Source organism: Kluyvera genomosp. 1, from assembly GCF_001266615.1.
Taxonomy (GTDB): Bacteria; Pseudomonadota; Gammaproteobacteria; order Enterobacterales; family Enterobacteriaceae; genus Kluyvera; species Kluyvera cryocrescens_A.
Genome location: NZ_LGHZ01000004.1, coordinates 98,826 through 113,680, shown reverse-complemented (window position 1 = coordinate 113,680; position 14,855 = coordinate 98,826). Strand labels below are relative to the sequence as shown.

The following is a 14,855-nucleotide window of genomic DNA, read 5'->3' as shown; positions in this document are numbered from 1 at the left end:
AGGGAATTAGCGCGATCGTTACTCAATTCAGGACACTCATATGGCTTTTACTCCTTTTCCTCCACGCCAGCCTAGCGCCTCCGCGCGTTTACCGCTGACGTTAATGACGCTTGATGATTGGGCGCTGGCAACCGTCACCGGTGCCGATAGCGAAAAGTACCTGCAGGGCCAGGTTACCGCCGACGTCGCGCAGTTAAACGAACATCAGCATCTGCTGGTTGCCCATTGCGATGCCAAGGGAAAAATGTGGAGCAACCTGCGCCTGTTTCGTCGTCAGGATGGTTTTGCCTTTATTGAGCGCCGCAGCGTACGCGAAGCGCAACTGACCCAACTGAAAAAATACGCCGTATTTTCAAAGGTCACTATCTCTGCCAATGACGATTTGGTTCTGTTGGGCGTGGCGGGTTTCCAGGCGCGTGCCGCGCTGGCCAATCTGTTTGCCGAGCTACCAAACGCTGATAAGCCAAACGTACAGGAAGATGAAACCTCCCTGCTGTGGCTGGCGCATCCAGACGAACGTTTCCTGCTCGTCACCGATATCGCCACCGCCGAGCGCGTGGCCGAAGCGCTGCGCGGCGAAGCCCAGCTCAACAACAGCCAGCAGTGGCTGGCGCTAGATATTGAAGCTGGCCTGCCGGTAATTGATGAAACCAACAGCGCGCAGTTTCTTCCACAAGCTACAAACATCCAGGCACTGGGCGGTATCAGCTTTAAGAAAGGCTGCTATACCGGTCAGGAGATGGTTGCCCGCGCGAAATTCCGCGGAGCCAACAAACGTGCGCTGTGGACGCTGGCAGGTAAAGCAGCCCGAGTCCCGGAAGCCGGGGAAGATCTCGAACTGAAAATGGGTGACAACTGGCGTCGCACCGGTACCGTGCTGGCCGCGGTGCAGCTGGAAGATGGTCAACTGCTGGTACAGCTGGTGATGAACAATGATATGGAAGCCGACAGCGTATTCCGCGTCCGCGACGATGCCAATACATTGAGCATCAAGCCGCTGCCGTATTCGTTAGAAGAAGAGTAAGCGGTTTTTCAGTCTCGCCGAGCTACGGCTAAATGTAGCCTGGCGAGATGTCGTACCATCAGGGCCGCTAGGCGTGTTGCCCCACATAGAGGTAAATTGCCAGGAAATGGCAGGCGCTCCCCCCCAGTACAAACGCATGCCAGATAGCGTGATTGTAAGGTATCCGCTTGCAGACGTAGAAAATCACGCCCAGCGAATAGACTATTCCACCGACCGCCAGCAGCGTCACCCCACCTATCGACAGCTTCACCGCCAGCTGATACACCACAATGAGCGACAGCCAGCCCATCGTTAGATAAGTCACCAGCGACAAGACCTTAAATCGATGGGCAATGGTTAGCTTAAATAAGATCCCCAGCAGCGCCAGGCTCCAGATAACAATCATCAGCCCCCGCGCCAGCGGCGAGTCCAGCCCAACCAGCAAAAACGGTGTATAGGTTCCGGCAATCAGCAGATAAATGGCGCAGTGGTCGAATTTTTTCAGCCATACCTTAGCGCGCTGAGAAGGAATGGCGTGATACAGCGTCGAGGCCAGAAACAGCAGAATCATACTGCCGCCGTACAGGCTGTAACTGGTGATAGCCGTGGCGCTGGCGTTGGTATCGATCGCTTGCACCAACAGCAGGACCAAACCAACAATCCCCAACACAAAACCGACACCATGACTGATGCTATTGGCAATTTCCTCTGCCAGAGAATATCCCTGCTGAATGAGTGGCTTCTTATCCATTACGCGCTCCGGGCGAACGATAAATCGAACAAACGCCCTAGCGTAACTGAGAATGATTTCAGTGAACACATGTAAGCTAAAATAAAATGATGATTTTTTGTAAAATCAGATTAATCAATAAGTTAATCAAGTCATTCAACTAACACGTGTACCTTATTTTAATCAATGCATTTAAATTCAATAACATAGAAGGTATTTTCACCAGGATAAATATCGGCGATCACCTGTTTAAGCTCGGGTAGGATCATGTTTTCCTGTTCAGCATGCCGCTCCGTCAAGGTATCCATGGTCACGGTTGAGGTGGCCACTACGCGAATGGTACAAAAGTAACCGTTATCTTCGTAACGCCCTACCCGCAGCACATCTCCAACTTTAAAATGCGATTCCGTCGCATCACGCAGCGTGATGGTCTTACGACCGGCAAGAATGTCGTCCTGAAAACGCTGAAAAAAAGTGATGTCGTTAGGCTGCATGGTATTATTCCTGTAGATGATTTAATTTGATGAGTATCGCCACCGTGAGCCTATTCTCCCACGCCACTATCGCCAGCCTCAATAATCTTGAGATGATGGTTTATCACTACGTTATCAAAAATCGCGACACGGTAATGTACATGACCATCCGCGAGCTGGCAGACGCGGCAGGTGTCTCAACTACCACGGTGATGCGCTTTTGCCGCAAGCTTAACTGCGAAGGCTACTCGGAGTTTCGCGTACGCTTCAAATTATATTTAGAGCAAGATGAACCGCAACAGGCTAATTTCGGCGCCAGTGAGATAATTAGTTTCTTCAAAGGCGTCAATAATGACGAGTTTGATAAACTGCTCGATAATGCTGTCGATATTATTCTGTCCTCAGAACGTATTATATTCGTTGGCGCAGGCACCTCCGGCTCACTCGCTAAATACGGTGCACGATTCTTTTCCAACATTGGTAAATTTAGTAATCATATCGACGATCCTTATTTTCCGGTCACTAATGATATGGCCAAAAATGCGCTGGCAATCGTGCTATCCGTCTCCGGTGAAACTGAAGAGATCTTGCGTTTTGCTGGCCAGTTCAGCCTGCACCGCTGCAAAGTGATGTCCATCACCAGCCACGAACACTCGCGCCTGGCAAAGCTCGCCGACTTTAATCTCTCCTGGCACGTGCCGCAAACCCGTATCGGCGGCGTCTACGATATTACAACACAGATCCCCGTTATCTATATTCTCGAGTCACTCGGTCGTAAACTGGCGAAGAAATTAGCATAAAAATACAGGGTGTTTTTTCGATGTAACATATTCCCTATGGTGGAATTTGTTATATCGTGACATTTAATTATCCTTTGTTAGACTCGGTTTTATTAAGACCAATATATGAGCATAGCAAAGATGAAAAAACTGACCTTACCGAAAGACTTTTTATGGGGTGGCGCCGTCGCCGCACACCAGGTTGAAGGCGGCTGGAATAAAGGCGGCAAAGGCCCCAGCATCTGTGACGTGCTAACCGGCGGTGCCCACGGCGTTCCGCGTGAAATTACCCAGGAAGTCGTGCCGGGGAAATACTATCCCAATCACGAAGCCATCGACTTCCACGGCCACTACAAAGAAGACATCAAGCTGTTTGCCGAGATGGGCTTCAAATGCTTCCGTACCTCCATTGCCTGGACCCGCATTTTCCCGAACGGCGACGAAGCGCAGCCAAATGAAGAAGGGCTGAAGTTTTACGACGATATGTTCGATGAGCTGCTGAAATACAACATCGAACCGGTTATCACCCTCTCACACTTCGAAATGCCGCTGCATTTGGTACAGCAGTACGGCGCGTGGACCAACCGTAAAGTGGTCGATTTCTTTGTCCGTTTCGCCGAAGTCGTTTTCGAGCGCTACAAGCACAAGGTCAAATACTGGATGACCTTTAACGAAATCAATAACCAACGTAACTGGCGTGCGCCGCTATTTGGTTATTGCTGCTCCGGCGTGGTGTATACCGAGCATGAGAATCCAGAAGAGACCATGTATCAGGTGCTGCACCATCAGTTCGTGGCCAGTGCGCTGTCAGTGAAAGCCGCTCGCCGAATTAACCCGGAAATGCAGGTCGGCTGCATGCTGGCAATGGTCGCCCTCTATCCGTTCTCCTGTAAGCCAGAGGACGTGATGTTTGCTCAGGAATCGATGCGCGAGCGCTATGTCTTCACCGACGTGCAAATGCGTGGCTACTACCCGCGCTACGTGCTGAACGAGTGGGAACGTCGCGGCTTCAACATCAAAATGGAAGCGGGCGACGAGGCCATCTTGCGTGAAGGCACCTGCGATTATCTGGGCCTAAGCTACTACATGACCAACGCCGTGAAGGCTGAAGGCGGTAGCGGCGATGCGATTTCCGGATTTGAAGGTAGCGTACCGAATCCGCACGTGAAAGCGTCTGATTGGGGTTGGCAGATTGACCCAGTTGGCCTGCGCTACTCACTGTGCGAACTGTACGAGCGCTATCAGAAGCCGTTGTTTATCGTGGAAAACGGCTTTGGCGCGTACGACAAAGTTGAAGACGATGGCAGCATCAACGACGACTATCGAATCGACTACCTGCGTGCGCACGTCGAAGAGATGATGAAAGCAGTCACCTACGATGGGGTTGACCTGATGGGCTATACGCCATGGGGCTGTATCGACTGCGTGTCATTCACCACCGGCCAGTACAGCAAGCGCTACGGCTTTATCTACGTCAATAAGCATGACGACGGCACCGGCGACATGTCGCGTTCACGTAAGAAGAGCTTTAACTGGTACAAAGAAGTGATCGCCAGCAACGGCGAAAACCTCTAATCGATAGCCCCTCTTCCTGACGGAGAGGGGCGAATTTCGCTATTTACCACCCGCCAGCTCAATAAAACTTCCGGTGACGTAAGAGGCCTTATCGCTGAGTAACCAAATAATCGCCTGTGCCACTTCTTCCGGTTGTCCACCACGCTGCATTGGCAGCATCGACTTCACGCGATCAACCCGCCCCGGTTCTCCGCCGGATGCATGCATCTCGGTGTAGATAAGACCAGGACGCACGCAGTTGACGCGAATTCCCTGCGCTGCCACCTCAAGTGCCAGCCCGGTAGTCAACGTATCAACAGCCCCTTTTGAAGCCGCATAATCCACATATTCGAAAGGAGCCCCCAGCCGTGACGCCGCCGAAGAGACATTCACAATCGCTCCGCCTTGCCCACCGTGCGGCAGCGCCATGCGTTTTACCGCCTCCCGGCAGCACAGAAAATAGCCGGTGACGTTGGTCTTTAAAACCCGATTAATACGTTCAGCGGTCAGCGCTTCCACGCGGCTTTGGGTAAACAGAATGCCAGCGTTATTCACCAGCGCCGTGAGCGGCTCCGCATGCTTGTCGAGCAATGCAAACATGGCCTCAACCTGTTCTTCATCGCCAATATCTGCCTGTACGGCAAACGCGTTGCCGCTGGCAGCTCTAATGGCGCTCACCACCTCTTCCGCCGCCTGCGCGTTCTGGTGATAATTCACCGCCACCGTATACCCTTCTTGTGCAAGCTGTAGCGCTGTCGCTCGCCCGATCCCCCGGCTTGCGCCGGTCACTAATGCAAGAGCCATCCAATCCTCCAAAAAATAAAGGCGCCGAAGCGCCTTTAAAAGATAGTGTAATCAGCGGATTACTGATATTCGCTCATCGGTACGCAGGAGCAGAACAGGTTACGGTCGCCGTAAACGTCATCAAGGCGTTTCACCGTCGGCCAGTACTTGTTCGCCACGCCCGCCGGGAAGACGGCGACTTCACGGCTGTAACCGTGGTTCCACTCGGCGACCAACTCATTCTGGGTATGCGGGGAGTTGACCAGCGGGTTGTCTTCCAGCGTCCATTCACCGGCTTTCACGCGGTCAATCTCAGCGCGAATGGCCAGCATGGCATCGATAAAGCGGTCCAGCTCGGCTTTGCTTTCCGATTCAGTTGGCTCAACCATCAGCGTACCCGCGACCGGGAAGGACATGGTCGGCGCGTGGAAGCCGTAGTCGATAAGACGCTTAGCAATATCCAGCTCGCTGATGCCGGTCTCTTCTTTCAGCGGACGAATATCCAGAATACATTCGTGCGCGACATGGCCATCGCGACCAGTGTACAGCACCGGATAAGCCTCTTTCAGGCGAGTCGCGATATAGTTGGCGTTCAGAATCGCCACCTGACTTGCCTGTTTCAGGCCCTCCGCGCCCATCATGCGGATGTACATCCAGCTAATTGGCAGAATAGAAGCGCTGCCGAACGGCGCCGCAGAAACCGCGCCCTGACGGGTCAACATGCCTTCGATATGCACCACGCTGTGTCCTGGTACGAACGGAGCCAGGTGAGCTTTCACGCCGATTGGACCCATGCCTGGGCCGCCGCCGCCGTGCGGGATACAGAAGGTTTTATGCAGGTTAAGGTGCGAAACATCCGCGCCGATAAAGCCCGGTGAAGTAATACCAACCTGCGCGTTCATGTTCGCGCCGTCGAGGTAAACCTGTCCACCGAACTGATGGACAATTTCGCATACTTCACGGATGGTCTCTTCATACACACCGTGAGTGGACGGATAGGTCACCATAATGCAGGAAAGATTTGCCGCATGCTGCTCCGCTTTCGCACGCAGATCGGCCAGATCGATGTTACCGTTCTTATCGCAAGCAACAACAACTACCTGCATCCCCGCCATCTGTGCGGAAGCCGGGTTGGTACCGTGCGCTGAGCTTGGGATCAGGCAGATATCACGATGACCGTCGTTGCGGCTTTCGTGATAGTGACGAATCGCCAACAGGCCTGCGTATTCGCCCTGCGCGCCGGAGTTTGGCTGCATGCAAAGCGCATCGTAACCGGTGAGTTTCACCAGCCAATCGGAAAGCTGACCGATCATCTGATGGTAGCCTTCTGCCTGATCAACCGGGCAGAACGGGTGCAGTTCAGCAAATTCTGGCCAGGTGATCGGGATCATTTCCGCCGCAGCATTCAGCTTCATGGTGCACGATCCCAGTGGGATCATCGCCTGATTCAGCGCCAGATCTTTACGCTCCAGAGAGTGCATATAGCGCATCATCTCGGTTTCGCTGTGATAGCGGTTAAACACTGGATGGCTCAGAATCGCGTCATCACGCTGCATCACCGATGGGATAGAGCGGCTGTCGAGCGCCACGTCTTTATCCAGGGTGTCGATATCCAGACCGTGATTATCGCCCAAAATCACCTTAAACAGGCTCAGCACATCTTCACGAGTGGTCGTTTCGTTCAGGGTGATGCCTACGGCATTGAGGATATCGCTACGCAGGTTAATTTCCGCAGTCTGCGCGCGCGCCAGCACCGCGGCTTTATCCGCCACTTCCACGCACAGAGTGTCAAAGTAGTGCGCATGACGCAGTTTTTGACCTTTCTGCTGCAGGCCCGCAGCCAGAATATCGGTCAGACGGTGAATGCGATTGGCAATACGCTTAAGGCCAACCGGGCCGTGGTAAACCGCATACAGGCTGGCGATGTTGGCCAGCAGTACCTGAGAAGTACAGATGTTGGAGTTCGCTTTCTCGCGGCGGATATGCTGCTCACGGGTCTGCATAGCCATACGCAGTGCGGTATTGCCTGCGGCATCTTTTGAGACGCCGATAATACGGCCCGGCATAGCGCGTTTGAATTCATCTTTCGCAGCAAAGAATGCCGCGTGTGGGCCACCATAACCCATGGGTACACCGAAGCGTTGAGCAGAGCCGAAAACAATGTCCGCGCCCTGTTTGCCTGGTGCGGTTAACAGCACCAGCGCCATGAAATCAGCGGCAACGCTCACCACCACTTTGCGGGATTTCAGTTCTGCAATCAGTGCCGAATAGTCGTGCACTTCGCCGGTCGTGCCAACCTGCTGCAACAGCACGCCAAACACATCCTGGTGATCCAGTGCTTTCTTCGCCTCGTCAACAATCACGTCGAAGCCGAAGGTTTCCGCACGGGTGCGCACCACGTCCAGCGTTTGCGGATGGACATCGGCAGCCACGAAGAAACGGTTCGCATTTTTCAGTTTGCTGACGCGCTTGGCCATCGCCATCGCTTCGGCCGCGGCGGTCGCTTCATCCAACAGGGAGGCGGACGCCATGTCGAGACCGGTCAGATCCAGTGTAACCTGCTGGAAGTTGAGCAGCGCTTCAAGGCGGCCCTGAGAAACTTCCGGCTGATACGGCGTATAGGCGGTATACCAGCCCGGATTTTCCAGCATATTGCGCAGGATAACCGGTGGCAGCTGCACTGGCGCATAGCCCATGCCAATGTATGACTTAAAGCGCTTGTTGCGACCGGCAATCGCCTTCAACTCCGCCAGCGCGGCGAATTCTGTGGTGGCGTCGCCTACCTGCGGCGGCGTAGCAAGCTGGATATCTTTCGGCACGATTTGTCCAATCAGTGCGTTTAATGAATCCGCGCCAACTGTTTTGAGCATCTCTTGCTGCTGCTGGGCATCCGGCCCGATGTGACGTTCAATAAACGCGCCACGGTTTTCAAGCTGGCTTAAAGTCTGTGTCATGAGCGATGGTTCCTGAAACGTGCGGTGAATCGTGATTGTCTAACTAAGCTGCCCGGTGGTGCTTCGCTTACCAGGCCTACAAACTACGCCAAATAATTCGCGTTGCAGGAGGCGGCAAGTCAGTGAATGCCCAGTCACGTACATAAGTACGTGACTGGGCTAAACGAACGCAGCCAACGCGCCTGCAGCGCGAAGTATGAAGCGTATTTATTCGTCTTCGAGCAGAGCTTCATATGCGGTCGCATCCAGCAGCGCGGCAACTTCCGCTTCGTCGCTGGCTTTGATTTTGAAGATCCAGCCGCCAGCGTAAGGTTCGCTGTTGACCAGCTCAGGAGAGTCTCCCAGCTCGTCATTGACGGCGACGATTTCACCGCTGATTGGCGCGTAAATATCGGATGCCGCTTTAACGGATTCCGCTACCGCACAGTCGTCGCCTGCACTCACGGTCGCACCGACTTCCGGCAGGTCAACAAACACCATGTCGCCCAGTAATTCCTGTGCGTGTTCGGTGATGCCGACGGTGTAGCTACCATCCGCTTCTTTGCGCAGCCATTCGTGTTCTTTACTATATTTCAGTTCTGCTGGTACGTTGCTCATCAAAAAATCTCCAGAATAATAATGAGTTACGCGACGGATTTGCCGTTGCGTACAAAAATAGGTTTCGTGACCTTCACCGGCATTTCACGGTTACGGATTTGCACAATCGCCGTCTCGCCAATCCCTGCCGGGACGCGAGCCAGTGCAATACTGTGGCCTAAAGTCGGCGAGAACGTTCCGCTGGTGATCACACCTTCACAAGGATTGCCGTTGGCATCGATAAAACGTACTGGCAGCTCGCCGCGCAGTACGCCTTTTTCGGTCATCACCAGGCCTACCAGTTGCTCGGTGCCTTTCTCACGTTCCAGCTCAAGCACTTCACGACCGATAAAGTTACGGTCTGCCGGTTCCCAGGCGATGGTCCAGCCCATGTTGGCCGCCAGCGGAGAGATGCTTTCGTCCATCTCCTGCCCGTATAGATTCATGCCCGCTTCCAGACGCAGCGTATCGCGCGCGCCCAGGCCACAAGGCTTCACACCCGCCTGTACCAGTTTTTGCCAGAAATCCGCGGCCTGCTCTTTTGGCAATGCAATTTCGTAGCCCGCTTCACCGGTGTAACCGGTGGTAGCGATAAAGAAATCCCCCGCCTGCACGCCGAAGAAAGGTTTCATTCCTTCTACCGCGTGACGCTGTTCATCGCTAAACAGGCTGTTGGCTTTTACTTGCGCGTTCGGCCCCTGCACCGCAATCAGCGACAGATCGTCACGGACGGTGATATCAATGGCATACGGTTCGGCGTGTTGGGTAATCCAGGAGAGGTCTTTTTCGCGGGTGGCAGAGTTAACGACGAGGCGGAAATAATCTTCGGTAAGGTAATAAACGATGAGGTCGTCAATCACGCCGCCCGAGGCATTTAGCATGCCGCTATAAAGCGCTTTGCCGGGCTTAGTGAGTTTGGCGACATCGTTCGCCAGCAGATAGCGTAGAAACTCACGGGTTCGACTACCGTGGAGGTCAACGATGGTCATGTGCGACACATCGAACATCCCGGCATCAGTACGCACCGCGTGATGCTCATCAATCTGCGAGCCATAGTGCAGCGGCATCATCCAGCCGTGGAAATCTACCATGCGCGCGCCACATAACACGTGCTGGTCATACAAAGGCGTTTGTTGAGCCATCATGTCCTCGTTGAATATATCGCACCACAAAAACTAACGGCGGAGCCTTTTCAGGCACCGACGCAAACGTTCTCTTTTCCCTGAACTTACCACCGAACACGGTGCTAAACCATCGGGAAAAAAGGGACATCACATTAGCTTATGACCAAAAGCCGCGAAAAAGCATACAGAATGATTGACTGCTAAAAAGCGAAATGCGCCACATATAATTAACAAAAACGGCGAGACATTCAGCATAAGATGATATTTCATGCGGAAAACGAGGCGTGTTTTCCGTAACATGAAAATCATAAGATTAAAAAATCTAATGCGAAAAATGGCGTGAAATTAGATTTTTTCAAATGAGGGATATGACTCCCGGCAGGGGGCCGGGAGTAAAAGTGTGATCGACTTAACGAAGCCACTCGGGAAGGTCATTCAGCCCCATCGCCTGACGAATCAGCTGTGGTTTTACCCCTGGTAGTGTATCCGCCAGCTTCAGACCGATGTCACGCAGCAATTTTTTGGCTGGATTTTCGCCCGCGAACAGTTCGCGAAAACCCTGCATGCCTGCCAGCATCAACGCGGCGCTGTGTTTGCGGCTACGTTCATAGCGACGCAGATAGAAATGCTGGCCAATATCTTTGCCCTGCGCATGCAGACGTTTGAGTTCATTAATGAGTTCGGCTGCATCCATAAAGCCCAGATTCACGCCCTGCCCGGCTAACGGATGAATGGTGTGCGCCGCATCGCCGACCAGCGCCAGACGATGTGCGGCAAACTGGCGTGCATAACGCCCGGTTAGCGGGTAAATTTGCCGTTCGCTCTCGACCTGGCAGAGCCCCAGACGATTATCGAAGGCAATATTCAATGCCTGGTTAAACTCAGCGTCGCTGGCCTGCTGCATCCGTTGAGCTTCCTGCGGCGACAGCGACCACACGATGGAGCACAGGTTAGGATCGGACAACGGTAGAAAGGCGAGGATGCCTTCACCGTGGAAGCACTGACGCGCCACCGCATCGTGAGCCTCTTCGGTGCGAATCGTCGCCACCAGCGCGTGATGGCGATAGTCCCAGAAGGTCAGCGGAATATCGGCCTTATTACGCAGCCAGGAGTTGGCGCCATCGGCTCCCACCACCAGACGGGCGGTCAGCATATTGCCGTCTTTCAAGGTTAAAAAGGCTTCATTCTCGCCCCACACCACCTGCTGGATTTCAGCGGGAGCCAGCAGCGTAACGTCAGAGCAGCGCTGTGCTTTTTGCCAAAGCGCCTGATGGATAACGGCGTTTTCGACAATATGGCCAAGATGACTGTAGCCCATGCTGCGATCGTCAAACGCGATGCGGCCAAAACTGTCTTTATCCCACACTTCCATACCGTGATAGCAGCTGGCGCGCTGGGAAACGATAGCCGACCAGACATCGAGCTTTGACAGCAGTTTTTCGCTGCCGGCATTAATGGCCGACACGCGCAGCGCTGGGGGCGCATTGGCGTCCAATACCTGTGGCAGTGATTGTTCCAGCACCGCCACCCGCAGGCCGCTGCCCTGTAAACCACACGCCACCGCGAGCCCCACCATTCCACCGCCTACGATGGCAACATCAACACTTTGCACATTAACTCCTTAACTGCTGTTAGCGGGCGACCCAGCCCAGCGTCCGCTGCGCCAGCACATCGCGTGCAGGGGTAAACAATTCCATCGCCATCAGCCCTGCGTTACGCCCGGCAACCAGAGGTGCCCAGCGGTTAGCAAACAGATGTACCAGGCTATCCGTAACGCCAATTGTGGCGGATTTATCCTCCGCACGCTGGCGTTGATACAGGCAAAGCAGCGCGTAGTCGCCGATATCCTGGCCGTCACGGTGCGCCTCGGTCAGCGTTTCCGCCAGCGTCATCACGTCCCGCATGCCAAGGTTAAAACCTTGACCGGCAATCGGATGCAGCGTCTGCGCCGCATTTCCCACCAGCGCCAGACGATGTGAGACGGTTCGTTTGGCGGTTGTCAGTGAGAGCGGATAAGCGTTACGTGCACCGGCCTGGGTAATACGCCCAAGCCGCCAGCCGAATGCTTGCTGTAATTCGTGGCAAAAACGCGTATCGGACCAACCCAATACTTCATCATGCCGCTCCAGCGGATGGCACCACACCAAAGAGCAGCGGTTTTGCGACATGGGTAACATCGCCAGCGGCCCATGCTGGGTAAAGCGCTCGAAGGCGCGCCCCTGATGAGCCACGGCGGTGGTGACGTTGGCAATCACCGCCACCTGATTATACGGTTCCTGCTGCCACTGAATACCGCACTGTTCACCGAGCGAAGAGCGTGAGCCATCTGCAGCCACCAGAAGCTTGCCCTTCAGCGTTTCACCATTATCCAGCGTCACGCTGACGCCTTCGGTTTCCCGAGTCACCTGCGTCACGCGTGCTGGGCAATGCAGCGTCACCCCACGCGCTTTACGCAGCAGGCTGAAAAGACGTTGACCCACATCGTGCAGCTCCACCACATTTCCCAACGCCGACAGACGGTAGTCTGATGCATCGAGGGTCACAAAACCGGCATGTCCACGATCGCTGACGTGAACGGTAGTGATAGGCGTCGCGCAGTCGGCAATAGCCTGCCAGAGATCGACTTTCGCCAGTTGCTGACAGGTGCCAGCCGCCAACGCAATTGCCCGGGCATCAAACCCCGGATGCTGGGTGGCGTTGATATCAGCAGCTTCAATCAGGTGTACCGGTAAACGGCCAGCGGTAAGATGTGATACGGCCAGTGCCAGCGTGGCACCGGTCATTCCACCACCGACAATAATCAGGCTCATAGCTGACGCGCCGCCGCCATGAGCGCTTCGATATCGTCAGCCGCTTTCACCACGGTTGCGGTGAGGTTTTCGTTACCGTCTTCGGTGATGAGAATGTCATCCTCAATACGGATACCAATACCGCGATACTCCGCCGGAACGTCCGCATCCGGGGCGATGTACAGACCCGGTTCAACGGTCAGAACCATACCGGGCTCCAGCACGCGGGAACGGTCGGTGCCGTAGGCACCCACGTCGTGAACATCCAGCCCCAGCCAGTGGCTCAGGCCGTGCATAAAGAACGGACGATGGGCGTTGTCAGCAATCAACTGATCAACTTCACCTTTGAGGATCCCCAGCCCCTGCAGACCTGTCACCATGATACGCACCACTTCGGTGGTCACTTCCTGAATGGAAGTGCCGGGACGATATAGCTCAAGCGCTTTGTGCAGCGAGGCGAGTACGATGTCATAAATGGCGCGCTGAGCCGGGCTGAACTTGCCGTTAACCGGGAAGGTGCGGGTAATATCTCCGGCGTAGCCCTGGTATTCACAGCCAGCATCAATCAGCACCAGTTCGCCGTCGCGCAGCTCGGATTCATTTTCGGTGTAATGCAAAATGCAGCCGTTTTCACCACCGCCCACAATCGTGTTGTAGGACGGGTAGCGTGCGCCGTGCCGGGAAAACTCATGCAGAATTTCCCCTTCCAACTGATATTCAAACATCCCCGGACGGCATTTTTCCATCGCGCGGGTATGCGCAAGCGCACTAATTTCACCCGCACGGCGCAGAATATCGATCTCTTCGCTGTCTTTGAACAAGCGCATTTCATGCACCATTGGGCGCCAGTCGACAATCGAATCCGGCGCACTCAGGTTCTGACGTGAGCCTTTGCGCAGTTTATCCAGCGCGGTGAAGACGATTTCATCCGCCCAGCTATATTCACCCTGCGCGTGATAAATCACATCCAGGCCATTCAGCAGTTGATACAGCTGCTGATTGATTTCACTGAAGGCCAGCGCGCGGTCAACGCCCAATTTTTCAGGCGCCGCATCTTGCCCCAGACGGCGGCCAAACCAAATTTCAGCCGTCAGGTCGCGAACGCGGTTAAACAGGACGCTGTGGTTGTGGGTGTCATCGCTTTTAATCAGCACCAGCAAGGCTTCCGGCTCGTTAAAGCCCGTGAAGTACCAGAAATCGCTATTCTGGCGATAGGGATACTCGGAATCCGCGCTACGCGTCACCTCTGGCGCGGCAAATATCAACGCCGCGCTACCTGGCTTCATCTGTGCCAGCAGCTGCTGGCGACGGCGGAGAAACGCTTGCTGTGTCATGACATCTCCTTTCAATCCCTAAGCGCCCCGTCAGCGTCTGTGCGCGGTAAACGGAGCAGGTACGGTTAGTGTAATGTTGGTTTTTGAACTTCAGGCGCGGTCGGCTGCGGACGAGTGAACGAATCGTGGCACAACAGCGCGGCGACACGAACATATTCGATAATCTCTTCCAGCGACATCTCCAGCTCTTCCTGGTCTTCGTCTTCTTCATAACCAAGTTGCGCAATATTACGAAGATCGTCAATGGCTTCGCCGGTTTCGCCTTTCACTTTATCCAGTTTTGGCTGCACCATCCCCAGCCCCAGCAGGAAATGGTTTACCCAACCAGAGAGCGCATCAGCACGTTCAAACACGCTAACGTCATCGCCATCCGGCAGATAAAGCTGAAAAAGGAAGCCGTCATCTTCCAGCGCATCGCTGGTTGCCGCATGCATAGCACGCAATGACTGAGCCAGTTCATGACCGAAGGCCAGACCTTCGTTAGTCAGGTCGTGAACCAGCGGCTGCCAGGAGCTGTCTTTATTGCCGCCGCACAGCAGGCCGCTTAGCAGACCGTGCATTTCAGCAGGCGTCAGACCTACCCCTTGTTGGTTGAGTTGCTGGTTCACCGCGGTATAACCCGGCATTTCGTTCTGTATAGACATGGCATTCGTCATTGTTGGGAGGATTTCATGATATGCTACCACTTTGGACCCTGGGGATACCAGAAAAGGGCTTGTATGTTCATACCAGGGTAGCTATAGTGTCGCCCCTTCA

13 protein-coding genes are annotated in these 14,855 nt (G+C 54.4%); 3 read left to right on the top strand and 10 right to left on the bottom strand.

The window, feature by feature from the left end; translation table 11 throughout:
* Positions 1-40 precede the first annotated feature (40 nt).
* Complete coding sequence (ygfZ, locus tag KP80_RS02450) at positions 41-1,024, top strand: tRNA-modifying protein YgfZ (RefSeq protein WP_052281997.1); 984 nt, start codon at positions 41-43, stop codon at positions 1,022-1,024.
* 67 nt (positions 1,025-1,091) lie between these two features.
* On the opposite strand, the gene trhA is transcribed toward ygfZ, so the two are convergent.
* Positions 1,092-1,754, bottom strand: a complete 663-nt coding sequence (gene trhA, locus KP80_RS02445) for a PAQR family membrane homeostasis protein TrhA (protein ID WP_052281996.1) — start codon at positions 1,752-1,754, stop codon at positions 1,092-1,094.
* Positions 1,755-1,912: 158 nt separating this feature from the next.
* On the bottom strand, positions 1,913-2,227 hold the full coding sequence (gene yqfB / locus KP80_RS02440) for a N(4)-acetylcytidine aminohydrolase (RefSeq protein ID WP_052281995.1): 315 nt from the start codon (positions 2,225-2,227) through the stop codon (positions 1,913-1,915).
* Between the two features lie 29 nt (positions 2,228-2,256).
* Between yqfB and KP80_RS02435 the strand changes: the two genes are divergently transcribed.
* A complete protein-coding gene (locus KP80_RS02435; protein WP_052281994.1) occupies positions 2,257-3,006 on the top strand; it encodes a MurR/RpiR family transcriptional regulator in 750 nt (249 codons plus the stop codon).
* A gap of 120 nt (positions 3,007-3,126) precedes the next feature.
* Entirely contained in the window at positions 3,127-4,560 is a 1,434-nt protein-coding gene (bglA, locus tag KP80_RS02430) for a 6-phospho-beta-glucosidase BglA (protein WP_052281993.1), read from the top strand.
* 39 nt (positions 4,561-4,599) lie between these two features.
* On the opposite strand, the gene KP80_RS02425 is transcribed toward bglA, so the two are convergent.
* From KP80_RS02425 to KP80_RS02390, 8 genes are all read right to left on the bottom strand, one after another.
* Entirely contained in the window at positions 4,600-5,343 is a 744-nt protein-coding gene (locus tag KP80_RS02425) for an SDR family oxidoreductase (protein WP_052281992.1), read from the bottom strand.
* A gap of 59 nt (positions 5,344-5,402) precedes the next feature.
* Entirely contained in the window at positions 5,403-8,276 is a 2,874-nt protein-coding gene (gene gcvP / locus KP80_RS02420) for an aminomethyl-transferring glycine dehydrogenase (protein ID WP_052281991.1), read from the bottom strand.
* 207 nt (positions 8,277-8,483) lie between these two features.
* Positions 8,484-8,873, bottom strand: a complete 390-nt coding sequence (gene gcvH / locus KP80_RS02415; protein ID WP_052281990.1) for a glycine cleavage system protein GcvH — start codon at positions 8,871-8,873, stop codon at positions 8,484-8,486.
* 26 nt (positions 8,874-8,899) lie between these two features.
* Positions 8,900-9,994 carry a glycine cleavage system aminomethyltransferase GcvT gene (gcvT, locus tag KP80_RS02410; protein ID WP_052281989.1) on the bottom strand — a complete coding sequence of 365 codons (1,095 nt, stop codon included), beginning with the start codon at positions 9,992-9,994 and terminating at the stop codon, positions 8,900-8,902.
* Positions 9,995-10,385: 391 nt separating this feature from the next.
* A complete protein-coding gene (gene ubiI, locus KP80_RS02405; RefSeq protein WP_052281988.1) occupies positions 10,386-11,588 on the bottom strand; it encodes an FAD-dependent 2-octaprenylphenol hydroxylase in 1,203 nt (400 codons plus the stop codon).
* Positions 11,589-11,607: 19 nt separating this feature from the next.
* A complete protein-coding gene (gene ubiH / locus KP80_RS02400) occupies positions 11,608-12,786 on the bottom strand; it encodes a 2-octaprenyl-6-methoxyphenyl hydroxylase (RefSeq protein WP_052281987.1) in 1,179 nt (392 codons plus the stop codon).
* Positions 12,783-14,099, bottom strand: coding sequence for a Xaa-Pro aminopeptidase (pepP, locus tag KP80_RS02395; RefSeq protein ID WP_052281986.1), 1,317 nt, complete (start codon positions 14,097-14,099; stop codon positions 12,783-12,785). Before pepP ends, ubiH begins: the two co-directional genes overlap by 4 nt.
* Positions 14,100-14,164: 65 nt before the next feature.
* A complete protein-coding gene (locus KP80_RS02390) occupies positions 14,165-14,743 on the bottom strand; it encodes a YecA family protein (protein WP_052281985.1) in 579 nt (192 codons plus the stop codon).
* Positions 14,744-14,855: the final 112 nt, after the last annotated feature.